Annotated in this window: 17 protein-coding genes and 1 tRNA gene; 9 read left to right on the top strand and 9 right to left on the bottom strand. The window is 58.3% G+C overall.

What is annotated here, in order from left to right:
• The first annotated feature begins 194 nt into the window (after positions 1-194).
• Together DLM_RS22950 and DLM_RS06030 are read left to right on the top strand one after the other, a co-directional pair.
• Positions 195-866 carry a hypothetical protein gene (locus tag DLM_RS22950; RefSeq protein WP_145985774.1) on the top strand — a complete coding sequence of 224 codons (672 nt, stop codon included), beginning with the start codon at positions 195-197 and terminating at the stop codon, positions 864-866.
• Positions 867-987: 121 nt separating this feature from the next.
• The gene (locus DLM_RS06030) at positions 988-2268 is read left to right on the top strand and encodes a HipA domain-containing protein (RefSeq protein WP_089085411.1); all 1281 of its coding nucleotides are present in this window, start codon (positions 988-990) and stop codon (positions 2266-2268) included.
• Between the two features lie 65 nt (positions 2269-2333).
• Here DLM_RS06030 and DLM_RS06025 read toward each other — a convergent pair whose 3' ends face one another.
• The 3 genes from DLM_RS06025 to DLM_RS06015 form a co-directional block, all read right to left on the bottom strand.
• Positions 2334-4079, bottom strand: coding sequence for a site-specific integrase (locus DLM_RS06025; RefSeq protein WP_197715510.1), 1746 nt, complete (start codon positions 4077-4079; stop codon positions 2334-2336).
• 154 nt (positions 4080-4233) lie between these two features.
• Positions 4234-4324, bottom strand: a tRNA-Ser gene (locus tag DLM_RS06020).
• Positions 4325-4387: 63 nt separating this feature from the next.
• The gene (locus DLM_RS06015; RefSeq protein WP_231960095.1) at positions 4388-5518 is read right to left on the bottom strand and encodes a GNAT family N-acetyltransferase; all 1131 of its coding nucleotides are present in this window, start codon (positions 5516-5518) and stop codon (positions 4388-4390) included.
• A 73-nt stretch (positions 5519-5591) separates the two neighbouring features.
• On the opposite strand from DLM_RS06015, the gene DLM_RS06010 reads away from it, so the two are divergent.
• The 3 genes from DLM_RS06010 to lolA all read left to right on the top strand — a co-directional run bounded on the left by DLM_RS06010 (position 5592) and on the right by lolA (position 9084).
• Complete coding sequence (locus DLM_RS06010) at positions 5592-7187, top strand: NAD+ synthase (RefSeq protein WP_089085489.1); 1596 nt, start codon at positions 5592-5594, stop codon at positions 7185-7187.
• A 92-nt stretch (positions 7188-7279) separates the two neighbouring features.
• Positions 7280-8293: a hypothetical protein gene (locus DLM_RS06005; protein WP_089085408.1), complete on the top strand. Its 1014-nt coding sequence runs from the start codon at positions 7280-7282 to the stop codon at positions 8291-8293.
• Positions 8294-8475: 182 nt separating this feature from the next.
• Complete coding sequence (gene lolA, locus DLM_RS06000; protein ID WP_089085407.1) at positions 8476-9084, top strand: outer membrane lipoprotein chaperone LolA; 609 nt, start codon at positions 8476-8478, stop codon at positions 9082-9084.
• Positions 9085-9126: 42 nt separating this feature from the next.
• Here lolA and DLM_RS05995 read toward each other — a convergent pair whose 3' ends face one another.
• Entirely contained in the window at positions 9127-10032 is a 906-nt protein-coding gene (locus DLM_RS05995; RefSeq protein WP_231960093.1) for an alpha/beta hydrolase, read from the bottom strand.
• 96 nt (positions 10033-10128) lie between these two features.
• On the opposite strand from DLM_RS05995, the gene DLM_RS05990 reads away from it, so the two are divergent.
• From DLM_RS05990 to serS, 3 genes are all read left to right on the top strand, one after another.
• Entirely contained in the window at positions 10129-11439 is a 1311-nt protein-coding gene (locus DLM_RS05990) for a replication-associated recombination protein A (protein WP_089085405.1), read from the top strand.
• Positions 11440-11446: 7 nt separating this feature from the next.
• Entirely contained in the window at positions 11447-12241 is a 795-nt protein-coding gene (locus DLM_RS05985) for a hypothetical protein (RefSeq protein ID WP_145985773.1), read from the top strand.
• Positions 12242-12574: 333 nt separating this feature from the next.
• A complete protein-coding gene (gene serS / locus DLM_RS05980; RefSeq protein ID WP_089085403.1) occupies positions 12575-13861 on the top strand; it encodes a serine--tRNA ligase in 1287 nt (428 codons plus the stop codon).
• Positions 13862-13939: 78 nt separating this feature from the next.
• Here the strand turns inward: serS and DLM_RS05975 are convergent, their stop codons facing one another.
• The gene (locus DLM_RS05975) at positions 13940-14719 is read right to left on the bottom strand and encodes an enoyl-CoA hydratase (RefSeq protein ID WP_089085402.1); all 780 of its coding nucleotides are present in this window, start codon (positions 14717-14719) and stop codon (positions 13940-13942) included.
• A 301-nt stretch (positions 14720-15020) separates the two neighbouring features.
• Between DLM_RS05975 and DLM_RS05970 the strand changes: the two genes are divergently transcribed.
• Positions 15021-15692: a sulfite exporter TauE/SafE family protein gene (locus DLM_RS05970; RefSeq protein WP_089085401.1), complete on the top strand. Its 672-nt coding sequence runs from the start codon at positions 15021-15023 to the stop codon at positions 15690-15692.
• 49 nt (positions 15693-15741) lie between these two features.
• Here the strand turns inward: DLM_RS05970 and DLM_RS05965 are convergent, their stop codons facing one another.
• From DLM_RS05965 to DLM_RS05950, 4 genes are read right to left on the bottom strand one after another with little or no spacing between them, the layout of a single operon-like run.
• On the bottom strand, positions 15742-16629 hold the full coding sequence (locus DLM_RS05965) for a metal ABC transporter substrate-binding protein (RefSeq protein ID WP_089085400.1): 888 nt from the start codon (positions 16627-16629) through the stop codon (positions 15742-15744).
• Between the two features lie 9 nt (positions 16630-16638).
• Positions 16639-17514, bottom strand: a complete 876-nt coding sequence (locus tag DLM_RS05960) for a metal ABC transporter permease (protein ID WP_089085399.1) — start codon at positions 17512-17514, stop codon at positions 16639-16641.
• A complete protein-coding gene (locus DLM_RS05955) occupies positions 17514-18257 on the bottom strand; it encodes a metal ABC transporter ATP-binding protein (protein ID WP_089085398.1) in 744 nt (247 codons plus the stop codon). The genes DLM_RS05960 and DLM_RS05955 overlap by 1 nt, the downstream gene beginning before the upstream one ends.
• On the bottom strand, positions 18254-18466 hold the full coding sequence (locus DLM_RS05950) for a hypothetical protein (RefSeq protein ID WP_089085397.1): 213 nt from the start codon (positions 18464-18466) through the stop codon (positions 18254-18256). Before DLM_RS05950 ends, DLM_RS05955 begins: the two co-directional genes overlap by 4 nt.
• Between the last annotated feature and the right edge of the window lie 7 nt (positions 18467-18473).

Below are 18473 nucleotides of genomic sequence, written 5' to 3'. Positions count from 1 at the left end.
TACGAAATGCCCAATTATAGAAAAATCGAACTTTAAAAAATTATCATTTATTGAATATTTCACCAAAAATAATTAGACCTCTCTCCCACACCTGCAATAGTTCACGCCCAACAAAATCAAGATATATTTATTAACATAATATAAAACAGAAATTTTTAAACTAACAAGAATGCCACGAAAGTGATTTTAAAAAAATGACAAGCATTCCTTTGCAATCCCTAATCAGCTTTGCTACGATTTTTATCAGCCTACTCAGTGCACTTGTCGCCTTATGGAAGTTTGTACGGATTGATTTCAGGGAAAGTCTTCACTCCGAATATCAATTTGCGAAGCAGCTCATTGAATCAGACTTCCACACAAACCAACCACATTATGTTCGCAAACTCGGCTATGCCGCATTGACTGCGGGCGCTGACATTACCAGCAAAGAGGCTGAATATTTACTTGAATTTGCCGAAAACAGACAGACCTTTATACAATACGAGCGTTGTAAGAAATACTTGGAAATTGTTGACTCTCCTGCAGGCTGTCAAATGCAGTTCAGGTCACGTTGGAGAAGTAAATTTAAACGTCGTGCCAGCAATAAGATCGCAGCATTCTTCTACTTTGTCTTTGCTTTAGTTGCCACTTGGCCAACCATCGCACCGCTTACTGGTGTGTCTCCAACACTCACTGGCGGCATGACATGGCCACAGAGGCTATCCTTTCTTATCCCATTTTTTACAATGGCCTTCTGGTGTCTTTCGCTATCTACAAAGCTCAGCAATTCCGAGAAATTGATAGGACTGCAGAGTGCATTGCCTCGTCAGCGAAAAAAAGCGCGCAAATCTTGTTGCCGCAAGAAATCTTGGACAGACCGTTCTTAAACGCACATATTTCGTTATCCTCTCGGTCACCTACTTCGTCAGACTCACTACCATTTGTTTTGGTGCCAGCAGTCATGCAAGTACTGACCTTGGTACACTCCTTCACCAAGGAGAGTGAGCCATGCAGTTGCAAATCGAGAAGTACATAGACGGGGTGTGGTGGCTTGCTGCCACGCTGCACATCGACCAGCCGGCCAAGGGGCTGGCGTCGAGCTGCACGCTGGAGTACCTGCCTGACTATGTTCTTGAGCATCTCGACCGCAGTGACGAAGCCAGTCTGGATTTCCGGCACCCTCTTTCCTTCAACCACTATCGTTGCGATGGGTGGCCGGCTTTTTTCCTGGATTTGCTGCCGAGCGGCTATGGCCGGGATACCCTTCTCACCTTGCTGAATAGCAGTGCCCGCGATGGTGCGCAGTACGATGTCAGCGTACTGATGCATGGGGCCAGTCAGCCTCCTGGCTGCATGCGTATTCGCGAGGCGCATCTGTATTTGGCTGGTGCGATGCCACAAGGCTTTGGGGGCTGGTCTGAGGCGGAACTGGCAGAGGTCGGCACCGGGTTTGAATCCCTGCTACAAGAGCATGGTGTCTTGCATGGCGTCACCTGCATGCTGGGGCAAGCGCCCAAGCTATGGATGAGCCGCGCCAAGAATGGCCGGCTTTACCCGGATACCTGCCTGACCGAGGACGATATCGTTGAGCGCTTGCTGGTCAAATTTCCACGCAATCGCGAAGAGCAGGTTTTGCTGGAACATGAGTTTGTCTGGCTGAAACTGGCCAAGACTGCGGGGCTGGACGTGCATGGCCAGCCTTTCATGCTGGGCAGCTTGCTGTTCATCCCGCGCTTTGACTGTGCTTTGGTGCAGGGCCAGTGGCAGCATCATCACCTGATGAGCATGTACACCCTGCAGGATGCGCAGCAGCATGGGCTGAAACTGTTTCATGAGGACGTACTGACGAACTGGCAGGCCCATGCCGCGCCGGACGAATTCCTGCAGCAAGTGGCTGAGTATTTGCGCCGGGATGTGCTGTCCTATTGCCTGAAGGCCGAAGACAATCACGGCCGCAATACCGCCTTTCTGAAGCATGGCAGTCGCTTGCAGCTCAGTCCGCTGTTCGACTTCTCTCCGATGTTCCTGACGCGTGACCCTCCTACTCGGCTGACTAGCTGGCGTAGCTTCCCGGTGGGTCTGCATCAGCAATGGCCCTTATTGTTTGACGCATTCCTGCCCACGCTACTTGGCGAGGCGGCATGTCACACCCTACGAGCGTCCATGCGTGACTGGTGCTCGACACTGGCGGCAGTACAGCAACAGTTCGCGACACTGGAGCTGGATGAGCGTACCGATGCTTGCCACGCTCGTTTCGCCACGGCATTGGCTGCACTGGACTCGCTGTAAGCACGGAGGACATCACATCAGGATTCAGCATGGACACCTCCCCTGCTCCGTCTGAAACACGCCGCTTACGGCTTGTCCGCTCTAATGAACGCCACCTCCGGGAAGGTGATGCGCGACAGGATTTCCAGTTTCTTGTCGACCGGCAGTTCACCCCGGTATTTTTTCACCACTGCTGACGCTTCCTGATTGACCTGTCCGTTCTGGATGGTCTCGATGCTAGTGATATTGCTGGCATGGCCGGTAATGGTTTCCGCACTGACCACGCCCAGCACCATGGCCCGGTGCAGGAAGGTGGAGCGAAAGGCGTGCATGCCGACGATGCGGGCATTCGGGGTTTCGTCGCGCAGGCCGATTTCTTGCAGGAATTCGGTGAACCACTTCATCGCCTTGGGCGAGGCGCGGCCAGCGGCGGTCGGGAAGGCCTGGAACAGCAAGGTGTCGCCCCGTTTCTTGGCTGCCGCCACATAGTCCAGAAAGCCCAGCTCAATCAGTTTGGGATGGACGGGCAGCTTGCGCTTGGAGCCGCCGGTTTTGACTGACTTGTCGATGCGGGAATCTCCTTCGGATTCGTCGGTGATGTCCATATACCAGATGCCGGTCTGCGCATCCTGCGTGATATCGACTTGCGGGTTCAGTTGGCATAGCTCATTGACCCGCGCACCGGTGAACAAACCCAGATGGGGAAGCCAATATTTGTGCGCCATGGCGGGTCGTCGGGCAAAGCGTGCCATTTCTGGCCCTTCAAACAGCCGCTTCAGTTCTGCCGATTCAAACGCACGTTGCCCGCCTTCGGGGTCGCGACGGGAGCCTAGGTATTGCACCCCTTCGGTGGTCAGCGTCATCGGCCAGCCGTGGTCCTGCCATTTGCGGCGGCAGTATTTGATGAACGGCGTCATCACGGCGAGGTAGGTGCCGTCGAAGGTCCCTTTGCTCATCTCGCCGCGTTGCTGTTTGGCCAGTTCCAGTGGGCGCAGTTTTTCCTGACGGCAGATGTCTTTCCAGCGCGGTGGCAGGGTTTGCACAGCCTCGAAGTAGGCTTCAAGGTCGGTTTGCTTGAGCAGGCCGATGGGTTTGTCGCCGATGATATCCACCAGTAGCGGCATCACGGCCGTCACCTTGCGCAGCATCGCTACCTTGTCCAGCTTCTGGTAGTAGGCCAGATAGCTTTGGGTCACCTCCGACAGCATCGGGGTTTCCAGCCGCTGTGCCATGACCGGGGTCGGCACTTCCTTGCCGTCATAGCGACTGAGCAGCTTTTCGTTGGTGCGGATGGCCATGCGGCCATAGGCCAGTGCCAGGCGGCGCATTTCGGGTTCAGTGGCTTTCAGCTGGTAGCGATATAGACGCAGGAATTGTTCCAGCGGGCCACGCAAAAGCTCGTAGTCACCAATGGCTACCGCGCCTTTGAGAATGCGGTTGGCCTCGGTATAGCCACTCTGGTATTCCTCGACTTCGTCCAGCGTGTAGTGGCCGTTTTCGCGACGAGCTTCATCGCCAGCCAGGCTGACCGACTCAGCATGCAAACAGATGGCGTCGATGGCCTCGGGGGTGAGTGCGTCGATACGGGTGATGGCGGCAAGTTGCGTACGGGCGTAACGCTCTGCCTGCCGCTGTCGTTTTTCTTCCCACTCGCTGGTTAAACGGGCTTCTTCCGCACGATGGCGCTCGACGGCAGTGCGGTAGTCCTTTGTGCGTAGCGAGAACGTGATTTCTTTTTTGCCGGGATAGCAAACAAGAACGTCAGACGGGATGCGACGACGAAGATAGTAGGTGCCGGATTGGGGGTGGCGTTGCAGACCTGTAGGTAACATTGGCATCGTTCATTGAGTTCCGATCCAGAGTATAGGAAGCCAAGAAAAAAACTGAACTCTTATCGCCAATGTGTAGGAGTGTTGTGTAGAACTCAGGAGCAAAAAAGCCTTGTAGAACCTGAATTTACTGTAAAAACAACACTTTAGGGGTGTTTGGCGGAGAGGGGGGGATTCGAACCCCCGTTAGGGTATTACCCTAAACACGCTTTCCAGGCGTGCGACTTAAACCACTCATCCACCTCTCCAGATGGCTGCTGAAGCCTGCTTTACAGCGTTTTGGCCTCAGAGGCTGCGCAGTATATAAGCCCTTAATCTGCTGCGCAAGGGGTTTTGTACGCGGTATGCAAAAAAAGTGTTTCGCGGTAGTCCTGCACCGCCCTCCTCTCTCGCGCCAGCCAGTCACTCAGGGCGGTGCGAAAGCGTGGGTCGGCTATCCAGTGTGCCGAGCAAGTGCCAACCGGCACAAAACCGCGCGCCAGTTTGTGCTCACCCTGGGCCCCACCTTCAAAACATTGCAGAGCGTGGGCAATGGCGTATTCGATAGCGCTGTAATAACACAGCTCGAAATGCAGACAGTCCACGCTTTCCAGCGCGCCCCAGTAACGGCCATAGAGCGTGCTGCCGTCTTGCAGGCACCAGCTGGCGGCAATGGGCTGATCTCCCCTGCTGGCGATGAACAGAACGCAGTGGCTGGGCAGTAAACGACCTGCCATGCGGAAGAAGTCCAGGTTGAGATACGGCGGCGAGCGGTGTTCCAGATAGGTCTGGCGGTAGCAGCGTTCGAAGAACTGCCAGTGCAGATCGGTAATTTCTGCACCGCGCAGGACTTGTATGCTGATGCCGGCATCGCGCACCTTGCGCCGTTCCTGGCGGATTTTCTTGCGCTTGCTTTGCGACAGTGCTGCCAGAAAAGCATCGAAATCGGCATAACCCTGGTTTTGCCAGTGAAACTGCACACCGTGGCGAACCAGCCAGCCGGCCTGCTGCAACAACTCCAGTTCTTCTGCCGCTGGAAACAGGACATGGGCGGAGGAGAGTTGATAATCCGCCACCACTTGCTGCAGGCCGCCGATGAGCGCGGCTCTGGCTTCGCCCTGCCCCAGCAGGCGCTGGCCGGTAACCGGGGTGAAGGGTGAAGCCAGCAGCAGCTTGGGATAGTAGTCCAGCCCGGCGCGTTGCCAGGCTTCGGCCCAGGCCCAGTCAAACACGTATTCGCCACGCGAATGGCTTTTGAGCCAAGCGGGTGCCAGGCCTTGCAGCTGGCCGTGCTGCTCGCTCCAGATGGGCAGGGGCTGCCAGCCGGTGGCCGCGGTGGCACAGCCGCTGTCATGCAGGGCGGTCAACCATTGCCGCTGCATGAACAGGCCGGCATTTGCGGCAAGGCGGTCCCATTCTGCCGCATCCAGGGCATTGAGTTGATCGGCCAGTTGCAGATTCACGTGGTTTCCTTTCGGGCAAGTGCGCATTCTTGGGGTAAAATCGACACTATCCAAACCCATGGTTGTGTTCAACATGCGTATTGCGCTCGCTCAGTTCAACCCCGTTGTTGGCGATATCGCCGGCAATACCCGAAAAATTCTCGATCTGGCCCAGGCTGCCATCGCCCAGGGGGCGGATGTGCTGGTGACGCCGGAGCTGGCGCTCACCGGCTACAGCCCGGAAGACCTGCTGCTGCGTGACAGCTTCTATCAGGCCTGTTCGGCCGCTATGGACCAGTTGCTGGAGCTGGATGGCATTACGCTGGTGATTGGCCATCCGGTCAAGCTGGGTCATGAACGTTTCAATGCGGCCACCGTGCTGCGCGACGGCAACCGCCTTGGCCAGTATCACAAGATGCTGCTGCCCAACAACGAAGTGTTTGACGAGTGCCGCTACTTTACTCCGGGTGCCACGCCACTGGTGTTCCAGCAGGGCGAACACAAGGTGGGTGTGCTGATTTGCGAGGATGTATGGTCGGTAGACCCTGCTGCCGAGGCCGCCGACGCCGGGGCGGATGTGGTGGTGGTGCTCAATGCTTCTCCTTTCCATCGCAACAAGATTGAAACCCGGCACGAGGTGCTGCGCTACCGCAGCGAAGAAACCGGCCTGCCCTTTGCCTATGTCAACCTGGTAGGTGGGCAGGACGAGCTGGTATTTGATGGTGCATCCTTTGCCGTCAACAAGGCTGGCGAAGTGGTTGCCCAGGCCGCCGCCTATGATGATGAATTGCTGCTGGTGGATTTTGCAGCGGGCGATCTGCAAGCCGCCCCCGCAAAGGCTGCCCTGCCCGACCCGCTGGAAAGCGTGTACCGCGCGCTGGTGGTGGGTGTGCGCGACTACATCAACAAGAACGGTTTCCCCGGCGTATTGCTGGGTCTGTCCGGCGGTATCGACTCCGCCCTGACACTGGCCATTGCCGTGGATGCACTGGGCGCGGACAAGGTGCATGCGGTGATGATGCCCTCGCGCTATACCGCCGATATTTCCGTCATTGATTCGCGCGACATGATAGGCCGGGTGGGCGTGAAGTATGACGAAATTGAAATCTGGCCGATGTACGAAAGCTTCATGAATGCGCTGGCTGCCAATTTCAACGGCCTGGCGGAAGACACCACCGAAGAAAACCTGCAGGCGCGCATTCGCGGCACCTTGCTGATGGCGCTGTCCAACAAAACCGGCAAGCTGGTGCTGACCACCGGCAACAAGTCGGAAATGACCACCGGCTACTGCACACTGTACGGCGACATGGCCGGCGGCTTTGCCGTGCTGAAGGATGTGGCCAAGACCCTGGTATTTGCCCTGTGCCGCTGGCGCAATACCCAGGGTGAAATCATTCCGGAGCGCATCATCACCCGCCCGCCGTCTGCCGAGCTGCGCCCGGATCAGAAAGACCAGGACAGCCTGCCACCTTACGACGTGCTGGATGCCATCATGGCGCGCTATGTGGAAGAAAACCTGTCGGCCGAACAGATCATTGCCGATGGTTTTGCCGAGGCCGATGTGCGCAAGGTGGTGCGCCTGCTGAAGATCAACGAGTACAAGCGCCGTCAGGCACCGGTTGGCCCGCGTGTCACCCAGCGTGGTTTTGGCAAGGATTGGCGCTACCCCATCACCAACAAGTTCAGCTAAGGCCAGGGTGGCAGGCGGGTACAGCCTGCTTGCCACCCCTCGCCAGTCATGCCAAGCTGCGCCCTATCCCCTTGTCATTACCGGAAAGCCCCATGAAACTCCGCCCGGCCCTGGCCACCCTCCCACTTATCATTTCTCTTGCCCTGCTTGGTGGCTGCGCCAGCCCGCTGGCCGGCAAATCTGCCGATCTGGCCACCCGCCAGGTGCTGCGGGAAAACCTGCAGCATGCCAGCTACAACTTCAGCGGTGAGCTGGGCTTTACCTCGCTGCATGGCAGCAGCACCGATGATGGCAAGCCGCAACTGGCCTACACCATCAATCAGGTTGCCCGCTCCACCAAGGTGGCGGTCAGCGGCGCGGTGGACCAAGGCAGCAAGCGGCTGGAGCTGATTCCCGCCTTCCGCTTTGAGCGGCGCAATCTGCAAGCCAGCCTTACCTTGCCGCTACAGCTCAACCTGCAGGACTTCTCGCTGCTGGTGGATCCGGCAGCATTCAATCTGTTCCTACCCGAGCTGTACAGCGAACAGCCACGCTTTGTCCGCTTCAAGCTGCCACGCAACATGGCCAACAGGATTCCGCTGGATGCCATGCTGCAGGCGCTGCCTGGCCTGGTAGACGAGGGTTATGGCAGCGTGGACAAGCAGGTATTCACACTGGAAAAGCTGGACGCCACCGCGCATGAGCTGGGTGCCAGCTACCAATTGCGCATTGCCATGAATCCGCTGCAGGAAAGCCAGGTGGTGGTGCATATCGTCGATGGTCTGGCCAAGGTGGTACAGCAGGAAGCCGAACGACAAGGCCGTCCCGAAGATGGCAAGCAGGCTGCTGCTGCCTCGCAATTGATACGAGCCCTCACCCAGCGCTCGAGCGCCGACTTGCAAGCCACGCGTACCGTGTCCCATCTGTATGCCAACCGCCAAGGCCAGCTACTGGGTGTGAACCAGGAAATCATGCTGGACACCCCGCAACTGCACGGTCGTGCCTACATCCACCTGCGCTACAGCAATCACGGCAAGCCCGTATTTGCCTACCAGCCCGGCCCCGACGACATCATCGACTATGACAAGCTGCCCAAGCCGCAATGGCTGCAGGATCTGGGCAAGTAAGCAGTAGCAGCCCCGCCTACATTCCTTAACAGGATGGGGCGAACCGGCTGCCTCACTTGCTGTCACACTATGCTGCAATGCAATAACCAGACAGCACTCCCCATCCCGCCGGGCTGGGCCAGCCTGCGCAGCCACACAAGGCACAGGCGGCCCCACCCGGCGGACCGCAACAAGGACAAGTCATGAAAAAAATAGCCCTGGCCATGCTGGCCAGCGTGCTGGCCTTGCCGGCACACGCCTCAGCCATTGCCCAGCTCAAGGCTTTTGTCAGCGATACCAAAACCCTGTCCGCCAACTTCAACCAGGTGGTCAGCTCCAAAAACAAGCACGAAGAAGCCACTGGCACGCTGGAGATTTCCCGCCCCGGCAAATTCCGCTGGAGCTATAACAAGCCCTACGAGCAACTGATTGTTGGCGATGGTAAAACACTGTGGATCTACGACAAGGACCTGTCCCAAGTCACCCGCAAGAACCTGGACGGCGCATTGGGCTCCAGCCCGGCAGCACTGCTGGCCGGCAACAATGCCATTGAACGTGACTATGTGCTGAAAGAGGCCGGCAAACAGGGCGATGTGGAATGGCTGAGCGCCAGCCCGAAAAAGGCCGACAACACCTTCAACGCCATCCGCATGGGCTTTAGCAACAAAATGCTGGTGGAAATGGAGCTGACCGACAGCTTTGGCAACAACACCCGTATCCGCTTTAGCGCACAGCAAAAGAACCCGGCACTGGCCACCAGCCACTTCAGCTTTACCCCACCCAAGGGTGCCGATGTAGTCAGCGGAGACTGAACAAGGACTGGCGGCGACAGCCTGCGCAATGCCCTCCGGCCGTCATGGCGCTACCGCCCAGCCAGCCCGCTGCAGAAACTGCCCCACCGCACGGGTATAGTCGCCCGGCAGACCCAATTGCTGGTTGATCTGGCCATGGCTTAAATCCAGCGGTAATAGCTGCACCGTCACCCCCACCATGCGCCCCTTGTCCGCCAAGCCCTGCGCCTGACGGCAGGACTCTCCCCGTCGCGTGGAACATACCGCCAGCAGCGGTGGCGTGGCAGCCGTCAGCAAGCGCGTGGGGGACACACCATCCCAGCGGGCCGCATCCGCACCAAAAGCCTTGTCGTACAAGGGCAAATGCGGGCCGCGCATGATGGCTGCCACATCCAGTGCCGCACTATCCAGCAGCACCGTTGCCAGCCAAGGCTGCACGCCATGGCGCTGACGCAACGCGGCATCGGTACTCAGCAAACCCGCCAGATGCGCGCCGGCAGAATGTCCCATCAATACCAGTTGCCGCCTGTCCGCTCCCCACTCTGCGGCATGCATCTGCACCCAGGCCACGCCACTGGCCACATCATCGGCCTGCTGCTCCACCGCGGCCTGCGGCAGCAGGCGATAATCCAGCGACACCAGCACCACGCCGGCGGGCAGCCAGTGCGCCAGCTTGTTATCCACCACATTAGCCGCCTGCTTGCTGCCCATACGCCAGGCACCGCCATGCATCATGACCAATAATGGCCGGCCCTGCCCTTCGCCTGCAGGCAGATAGACATCCATTCGCTGGCGCACATCCGGGCCATACGCCAAGTCCGCCAGCTTGCGTGCACCAGCAGGCAAACGGCCACTGCTGGCAACATCCTCCTCCGCCAGAGCATCGTGACTGGCCGCCCGCTGCTGCAGCCAGTCCCGCAACGGCCCGCCCGCCGCGGGCAGTGCCAACGCCAACAACAGCAAAATCATGCCCTGTTTCATCCCCCACTCCGCTTAGCTGACACTGCGGCGGCTGCAGCACAACTGATATACTAGCAGGCCGTTTCTCCTGCCATCTTAGCCGCCATGAATGATCTGTTTGCCCAGGAAGCCAAAAAACCGCTGGCCGAGGCGCTGCGCCCCGCCGCGCTGGATGAGGTGATTGGCCAGCAGCACCTGATCGGCCCCGGCAAGCCGCTACGGCTGGCGGTGGAATCCGGCACCCTGCACTCGATGATTCTGTGGGGACCGCCCGGCGTGGGCAAAACCACGCTGGCGCGCATTCTGGCCGGTAGTTTCGACGCCGAGTTCATTCCGCTCTCCGCCGTGTTTTCCGGGGTAAAGGACATTCGCGACGCGGTGGAACAGGCCCACGCCGCGCTGCAACGCTCTGGCCGTCACACCATTCTGTTTGTCGATGAAGTTCACCGCTTCAACAAAAGCCAGCAGGATGCGTTTTTGCCTTTTGTCGAATCCGGCCTGCTCACCTTTATTGGCGCCACCACGGAAAACCCGTCCTTCGAGGTGAACTCCGCCCTGCTGTCGCGAGCGCAGGTGTATGTGCTGAACAGCCTGGGTGAAGACGAGCTGGTGCTGTTGTTCCAGCGTGCGCGCGACAAGGGCGCGCTGGACGGGCTGGAGTTTGACGACCAGGCCATCGCCGCCCTCACCGGCTATGCCGATGGCGACGCCCGGCGCTTTCTCAATCTGCTGGAACAAACCCGCACCGCCGCGCTGGCACGCAAAACCGGCCAGATCACGCAGGACTTTCTGGCCGAAGTGCTCAGCGTCAACGCCCGCCGTTTTGACAAGGGCGGCGATGCCTTCTACGACCAGATTTCCGCCCTGCACAAATCGGTGCGCGGCTCCAACCCCGACGCCGCACTGTACTGGCTCACCCGCATGCTGGATGGCGGCGCGGACCCACGCTATCTGGCGCGCCGCCTGGTGCGCATGGCCTGGGAAGACATCGGCCTGGCCGACCCGCGTGCCATGCAGATTGCCAACGACGCCGCCGCCACCTACGAGCGACTGGGCAGCCCGGAAGGCGAACTGGCGCTGGCGCAAGCTGCCATCTACCTGGCCGTGGCGGCAAAGAGCAATGCCGGCTACATGGCCTACAACCAGGCACGCGCCTTCATCAAGCAGGACAAGAGCCGCCCGGTGCCGGTACACCTGCGCAATGCACCCACCAAGCTGATGAAAGAGCTGGGCTATGGCCATGAATACCGCTATGCCCATGACGAACCGAATGCCTACGCTGCCGGTGAAACTTATCTTCCTGACGGAATAGAAGAACCGGGTTGGTATCAGCCAGTGCCTAGAGGGTTAGAGATCAAGATTGGTGAAAAACTTGCACAGCTGAAGAAGTGGGATGAGGAAGCGGGCAAGAAATAAGTTAATTATGACAAAAATTTCTTTTCTCCACTCCGGCCTTCCAAATAATTGCATATCACCGAATATCATTTCAGAGCAAGGCTTGGAAGAATACCCTGGCATGGCTGGGACTGGATTCATAGCAAAGCGCGCCAATCAACTCTATTACATAACAGCTCGCCACTGCCTGACGAAAAATCACAAAGAAGAAATTGGACTTCTTGCTTCAAAACTCAACATCCCGATTCGCCTTACAGGGCGAACAGAAAAACCTTCTGATTATTTGCACCTTGAAGAAGCAATTTCACTGAAGCACAATTCAGAATTCCTAGCTGGTGAATTGATATATTTAATTGTGCTTCCTATTAAAAACCCAGAAAAAGAAAAAGATAGAAAGCACCTACTATCCAGAGCTATTAAACTTCCACCTTCTGGGAAATGGCTAGATAGTTTTTTTGAACAACCTCCAATTCAAGAAGCCATTGCCATGAGCAAAGGCCAAAAATTTGTTATCATCGGATATCCACAAAATGGCACTAGCAGTGAAATTATATACCCAGAAAAACCTGGAGAAAGTCCAAACATAATAACGCAAGCAGCACAATTCCACGGATACCTTGCAGAAGACTTTCACCCTGACAGATTCAAGCTCACAGGAGTCACATGGGAGCATGACTTGAATGGCTTTAGTGGCGCACCCGTTTTAGTTACATTCAAAAATGAAAATGGCCCTCAGTATGGACTTGCCGGAATGTTGGTAACTGGTGGCAATGGAATAGCTTACTTCATAAAAATCAGCATTATCACCCAAGCACTTGTGTAAACGTGCCTCCTTCGTACAGCTACTTGCCACCACTCATCTACATCAACTAACAAGCCTCCAGCCGCCTGCTCAAGCACAGTAGGTTGCCTGCCAGCATCTACAAGCCCGCCGGCATTGCTTATAATGCTGTTTTTGCCCGCAACAGACAGGACAAAGCCTGCCGGTTGCCGTTACACTTGCGTCTTACAGAACAAGTTGGCGCTGCCAGCCACAGGCAGACAGTGCAGCGCCACACAGCGGTTGCTTTCCCTCCGCATGCAGCATTCCGTAAGGGGCTGACGCTGTTGCCCAGCCACTTACCAGCAAGACACTTCAATACCATCAGGATTTTCCATGCTAGACATTCAATTGCTCCGTAACGATCTGGACGCTGTTGCTGCCCGCCTGGCCAGCCGTGGCTACACCCTGGACACCGCCGCTTTCACCGCGATGGAAGCCGACCGCAAGGCGCTGCAAACCCGTATGCAGGAACTGCAATCGCGCCGCAATGCCACCTCCAAGCAAATTGGCGAAGCCAAGCGCAAGGGTGAGGATGTGTCTGCCATCATGGCCGAAGTGGCAAACCTGGGTGATGAACTGAAAGCCGCCGAAGCCGCCTTCGAAGCCGTGCAGGCCAAGCTGGACGCTCTGCTGATGAGCATTCCCAACCTGCCGAACGAATCCGTTCCGGTAGGCAAGGACGAGCACGACAATGTGGAAGTACGCCGCGTTGGTGTACCGCGCCAGTTCGACTTTGAAGTCAAAGACCATGTCGATATCGGCACCCCGCTGGGCCTGGATTTTGACACCGGTGCCAAACTGTCCGGTGCCCGCTTCACCGTGCTGAAGGGTGACATTGCCCGTCTGCACCGCGCGCTGGCGCAGTTCATGCTCAACACCCATACCGGCGAGCATGGCTATACCGAGCACTACACCCCCTACATCGTCAATGACAGCGCCCTGCTTGGTACCGGCCAGTTGCCGAAGTTTGCCGAAGACATGTTCAAGGTGACCAAGGGCGGTGAAGAAGGCACGGTGGACCAGTACCTGATTTCCACCTCGGAAATCACCCTGACCAATACCGTGAGCAACAGCATCCTGAAAATGGAAGAGCTGCCGCTCAAGCTGACCGCCCACTCGCCTTGCTTCCGCTCCGAAGCCGGCAGCTATGGCCGTGACACCCGCGGCATGATCCGCCAGCACCAGTTCGACAAGGTGGAAATGGTGCGCATCGAGCATCCGGATCACTCCTATGCCGCGCTGGAAGAAATGGTCGGCCATGCCGAAAACATCCTGAAAGCACTGGAACTGCCCTACCGCGTGATGACCCTGTGTACCGGCGATATGGGCTTTGGTGCGGCCAAGACTTACGATCTGGAAGTATGGCTGCCGGCGCAGAACACCTACCGCGAGATTTCCAGCTGCTCCAACTGTGAAGCCTTCCAGTCGCGCCGCATGCTGGCCCGCTACAAGGACGAAAACGGCAAGAACCAGTTGGTACACACCCTGAACGGTTCCGGCCTGGCCGTGGGCCGCACCCTGGTGGCCGTGCTGGAAAACTACCAGAACGCCGATGGCAGCGTGACCATTCCGGCGGTGCTGCGCCCCTATATGGGCGGCAAGGAAAAGATCGGCGGCTGATATCGGGCCAACAATCCAATGAAAAAGCCGGGACATGGTCCCGGCTTTTTCATTGCCTGCGCCGCTAGGTGTTCACGCTCAATCTTCATCTGCCCAACTGGGGGTGCGCTTGCCCAGGAAGGCGGAAACCCCCTCCAGTTGCTCGGCTTCACCAATCAGTGACAGCAAGGCGGCACGCTCCTGCTGCAAGTGCGCCTCCAGCGTTGCACAGGGGCTGGATTCAATCAGCTGACGTGCGCGCGCCACGGCCTGTGGTGCCTGATTGGCCACCTTGCCGGCCAGGCTTACCGCCATGATCTTGGCAAAGCCGGGGTCGACGATCTCTTCAACCAGGCCAATGTCGTAAGCCTTTTCGGCGGTAAGGATTTCACCGCCCAGCAGCATGCGTTTGGCCCAGGACAGTCCCACTTTGTCGGCCAGCGTCTTGCTGCCGCCAGCGGCGGGCAACAGCCCCACCCTGGCTTCCGGCAAACCAAGCTTGGCACCACGCTCGGCCACAATGTAATCGCACATCAGCGCGCACTCCAGCCCGCCACCCAGGGCATAACCATTGATGGCGGCCACCGTGACCCCGGTGTAGTTACGCAGTGCGGCAAAAGCGCCAGCAAAGGCATCCAGCAGATCAGCCACTTCCTGCTTGCTGCCCTTGCTAAACAGGTTCAGGTCGGCACCAGCACAGAAAAAAGCATCTCCGGCCCCGGTAATCACCACCGCACGCACCGTGCTGTCGGCTTGCAGCGTGGTCATCAGGTCGGCAAGTTCTCGCAGACTGGTGATATTCCACGCATTGGCGGGAGGATTGTTGATCGTGATGATTGCAGATTGGCCCAGATGTTCGAGCGTCAAATACTTGGCCATGTAGTGTCCTCAGTTTCTTTATTAGGTCGTTACACATTGCAGCACCTGCCGGATTGGCCTTGTTGGTTTGACCATCCCCGATTACCGGCAGGAAAGAAAGAGCATTCTCAGGGCAGAGGCCACCTTTTTCCAGCGCGGAATTCCTTTGCCCAGCACTTTTTTTCTAGCTCCCCGCGCACCGCAATGCCAAACAGAATTTGTGTTTTTTTTTCGATTACAATGTCACATTTTGCTTAAAAATCAGGCAAGCTCGCATATTATGCCCTCTGGTAGAATAGGGATTTAAACAACAGGTTGTCGCATGTTAGAAACAGGTTTCTGGGTGATCTTTCTTGCCGGCCTGCTTGGCGGCGGGCATTGCATGGGCATGTGCGGTGGAATAGTCACGGCGCTGACGCTGAATCTGCCTGCCGGCCAGCAACGCTGGCAAATCATGCTGTCCTACAACAGCGGACGCATTCTGAGCTATGTGATGGCCGGGGTGGCACTGGGCGGCCTGGCTGAAGCCGGACTCAGCCTGTTGAGCGCCAGACCGGCGCAAATGGCCTTGCTGGTGCTGGCCAATCTGATGCTGATTGCCATGGGGCTGTATCTGGCCGGGCTCTCCAGCGCCATTATCGGCCTGGAAAAGCTGGGTCGCCCGGTGTGGCAGAGGCTGCAACCACTGCTGGCGCGGCTGCTGCCCATCCGCCGCCCGCGCACGGCGCTGCTGGCCGGCATGTTGTGGGGCTGGCTGCCCTGTGGGCTGGTATACAGTGCAACGCTGTCGGCCCTGGCCAGCGGCAAGGCCTTGCAAGGCGGTTTGCTGATGCTGGCTTTTGGCCTGGGCACCTTGCCAAACCTGCTGCTGATGGGGGTGTTTGCCGATACCTTGCGCCAGTGGATACAACGGCGTCCGGTGCGTTTGCTGGCGGGCATGCTGGTTGCCGGCATGGGGCTGGCCCGCTTGTTGATGCTGGTTTTGCAGGCATGAAAAAAGCCGCCCGGATTTAGCGGGGCGGCTTGTTGGCTGCAGTCATGCTTTAGCGGAATGACTTCATGATGGTTTCCACATTATGGTGGAACAATTTCAGGTAGGTGCTGGCCGGGCCATCGGACTTGGACAGGGCATCAGCATACAGCTCGCCGCCGATACTCACCTTGGCTTCCTTGCTCAGTTGCTCCAGCAGGCGCTTGTCGGTCATGTTTTCCATGAATACCGCCTTCACCTTTTCCTGCTTCACCTGCTTCACCAGTTGTGCCACGCCCTTGGCGGAGGCTTCGGCTTCGGTACTCACCCCCTGAATGGCCAGCATCTTGATGCCATAACGCTCACCAAAGTAGCCAAAGGCATCGTGCGAGGTCAGCATCTTGCGCTTGGCGGCCGGGATGGCAGCAAACTGCTTGGCGGCCCAGTCGTCCTCTTGCTTCACCCGCGCGGCAAAGTCGGCGGCGCGGCGCTGGTATTCGTCCTTGCCTTGCGGGTCGGCCTTGATCAGGCCGGCCGTGATATTGCGGATATACACTTGCACGCGTTGCGGATCGTGCCAGGCATGCGGGTCTACCACGTCATGGCCATGCTCTTCGCCCTCTTCCGCCGGTGCCATGCGCGTCTTGATGCCCTTGCCGGCCTCCACCGTCACGCCCTTGAAACTGGAAGCCTTGGTCAGACGGCCCATCCAGCCTTCCAGACCCAGGCCATTGGTGACAAACAGCCGGGAAGCGGACAGGCGCTTGACATCAGCCGGTGCCGGCTGGAACACGTGCGCATCTTGATCCGGGCCAACCAGGGACACCACATCCACCCGGTCGCCACCGATTTCACGGGTCATGTCACCCACAATGCTGAAACTGGCCACCACCGGCAATTTGGCTGCCAGTGCCGCCATCGGCAAGCCCAGCAACAGCAGGCTTAACAGACTTTTTTTCATGACAACTCCTCAGGATTCAAAATGCCGCGCGCGGATATAGCGCGGCAAGGCACCGCCCGCCGGAGCGAACAGCAGGGAAAACAGGTAGAACAAGCCGGCCACCAGGATGATGGCGGGGCCGGAAGGCAGCTCGAAGTGATAGGACAGCAACAGGCCAGCCAGCCCGCTGCCAAAGGCCACGCTCACCGCCATTACCAGCATGCCTTCCACGGTTTCCGACCACAGCCGGGCGGTAATCGCCGGCAGCATCATCAGGCCCACGGCCATCAGGGTGCCCAGTGCCTGAAAGCCGGACACCAGGTTCAGCACCACCAGCATCAGGAAAGCCATATGCCACAGCCCGCCACGCGCGCCCACCGAGCGCAGGAACACCGGGTCCAGGCTTTCCAGCAACATCGGCCGATAAATGAAGGCCAGGGTAATCAGCGTGACCGATGCCACACCGCCCACCAGATACAGCGCGGCATCGTCCACCGCCAGTACCGAGCCAAACAGAATGTGCATCAGGTCCACATTGCTGCCGCTTTTGGACACCAGCAGCACGCCGATGGCCAAGGACAACAGGTAGAAAGCGGCAAAGCTGGCATCTTCCTTGATGCTGGAAAAGCGCGTGGCCAGGCCGGCCAGCACCGCTACCAGCACCCCGGCCACAAAGCCGCCCAAGCTCATCGCCGGCAGGCTGAGCCCAGCCAGCATGAAGCCGACGGCCGCACCGGGCAGCACGGCATGGCTCATGGCATCGCCCATCAGGCTCATGCGACGCATGACCAGAAACAGGCCGATGGGGCCGCTGCCCAGCGACAGCGCCAGGCAACCGGCCAAGGCACGGCGCATGAAGGCAAAATCCACAAAGGGAGCAATCAACAAGTCATACAGGTGTTGCATCAGGCATTCACCCCGTCTACCTGGCACACCGCCGCGCGGTCCTGCCAGTGGGCTGCGGTATCCACCGCACGTTTCAGATTGGCATCGGTCAGCACCTGCTCGGTGCGCCCCCAGGCCACCACCTCGCGCGCCAGCAGCAGGGTGTGCGGGAAATAGGCACGCACCTGTTCGTAGTCGTGCAGAACCGCAATGATGGTGCGGCCTTCTTCCTTCCAGCGCCGCACCAGTTCCAGCAGATCGAAGGTGGTTTTGGCATCCATGGCGGTGAAGGGCTCATCCAGCAGAATCAGCCGGGCATCCTGCAGCAGGATGCGGGCAAACAACACGCGCTGGAATTGCCCGCTGGACAGGGCAGAAATGGAACGCGGCGCAAAGTCGGCCAGGCCCACTTGCTCCAGCGCATCCATCGCCTGCCCCAGGCCGGCACGCCCCACCTTGCCAAACGGACCGGTGCGGTGCCACAGGCCGGTGGCTACCAGATCCAGCACACTGACCGGCAGCGAACGGTCGATTTCCGACTGCTGCGGCAGATAGGCAATATCCTGCCGCGCATAGCCATCCAGCCGGGCCTGGCCGGAGTCCGGCTTGAGCGCGCCTATCATGGTCTTCAGCAAGGTGCTCTTGCCCGCGCCATTGGGGCCGAAAATGGCGGTGGCATCCGCCACGGCAAAACTCCCGCTGACATGATGCACCGCCGGGTGGCGCTGGTAAGACACAGTGAGGTTATCCAGTACGACCTTCATGCCACCTCCTGCAATGCCCACAGCACCACCGCCCACAACACGGCCAGCAACAGCAGGGCCAGCAGCAGGCGTTGCAGGGCCGACATGGCCAACAGGCTGATGGGGGGACGCAGATTGGCCGCAGTCAGGTGCTGGTGCGGCGCAACAGCGTGATCATGGCCGTGCGCATGATCATGCTGATCATCAGGCGAAGAATGTTGATGTTTCATGGTTTTT

This window comes from Aquitalea magnusonii, from assembly GCF_002217795.2.
Classification (GTDB): domain Bacteria; phylum Pseudomonadota; class Gammaproteobacteria; order Burkholderiales; family Chromobacteriaceae; genus Aquitalea; species Aquitalea magnusonii_B.
The sequence above is the reverse complement of the archived record's forward strand: the minus strand, read 5'-3'. Positions and strand labels throughout refer to the sequence as shown.

Bases quoted from the DNA above. Each gene is read 5' to 3' on its own strand.
- DLM_RS06030 (WP_089085411.1), top strand. From the start codon at position 988: ATGCAGTTGCAAATCGAGAAGTACATAGACGGGGTGTGGTGGCTTGCT.
- DLM_RS05985 (WP_145985773.1), top strand. From the start codon at position 11,447: ATGACAAAAATTTCTTTTCTCCACTCCGGCCTTCCAAATAATTGCATA.
- DLM_RS06005 (WP_089085408.1), top strand. From the start codon at position 7,280: ATGAAACTCCGCCCGGCCCTGGCCACCCTCCCACTTATCATTTCTCTT.
- DLM_RS06010 (WP_089085489.1), top strand. From the start codon at position 5,592: ATGCGTATTGCGCTCGCTCAGTTCAACCCCGTTGTTGGCGATATCGCC.
- DLM_RS05965 (WP_089085400.1), bottom strand. From the start codon at position 16,629: ATGAAAAAAAGTCTGTTAAGCCTGCTGTTGCTGGGCTTGCCGATGGCG.
- DLM_RS05995 (WP_231960093.1), bottom strand. From the start codon at position 10,032: ATGATTTTGCTGTTGTTGGCGTTGGCACTGCCCGCGGCGGGCGGGCCG.
- lolA (WP_089085407.1), top strand. From the start codon at position 8,476: ATGAAAAAAATAGCCCTGGCCATGCTGGCCAGCGTGCTGGCCTTGCCG.
- DLM_RS05975 (WP_089085402.1), bottom strand. From the start codon at position 14,719: ATGGCCAAGTATTTGACGCTCGAACATCTGGGCCAATCTGCAATCATC.
- DLM_RS05950 (WP_089085397.1), bottom strand. From the start codon at position 18,466: ATGAAACATCAACATTCTTCGCCTGATGATCAGCATGATCATGCGCAC.
- DLM_RS05970 (WP_089085401.1), top strand. From the start codon at position 15,021: ATGTTAGAAACAGGTTTCTGGGTGATCTTTCTTGCCGGCCTGCTTGGC.
- DLM_RS05960 (WP_089085399.1), bottom strand. From the start codon at position 17,514: ATGCAACACCTGTATGACTTGTTGATTGCTCCCTTTGTGGATTTTGCC.
- DLM_RS05955 (WP_089085398.1), bottom strand. From the start codon at position 18,257: ATGAAGGTCGTACTGGATAACCTCACTGTGTCTTACCAGCGCCACCCG.
- DLM_RS22950 (WP_145985774.1), top strand. From the start codon at position 195: ATGACAAGCATTCCTTTGCAATCCCTAATCAGCTTTGCTACGATTTTT.
- DLM_RS05990 (WP_089085405.1), top strand. From the start codon at position 10,129: ATGAATGATCTGTTTGCCCAGGAAGCCAAAAAACCGCTGGCCGAGGCG.
- serS (WP_089085403.1), top strand. From the start codon at position 12,575: ATGCTAGACATTCAATTGCTCCGTAACGATCTGGACGCTGTTGCTGCC.
- DLM_RS06025 (WP_197715510.1), bottom strand. From the start codon at position 4,079: ATGTTACCTACAGGTCTGCAACGCCACCCCCAATCCGGCACCTACTAT.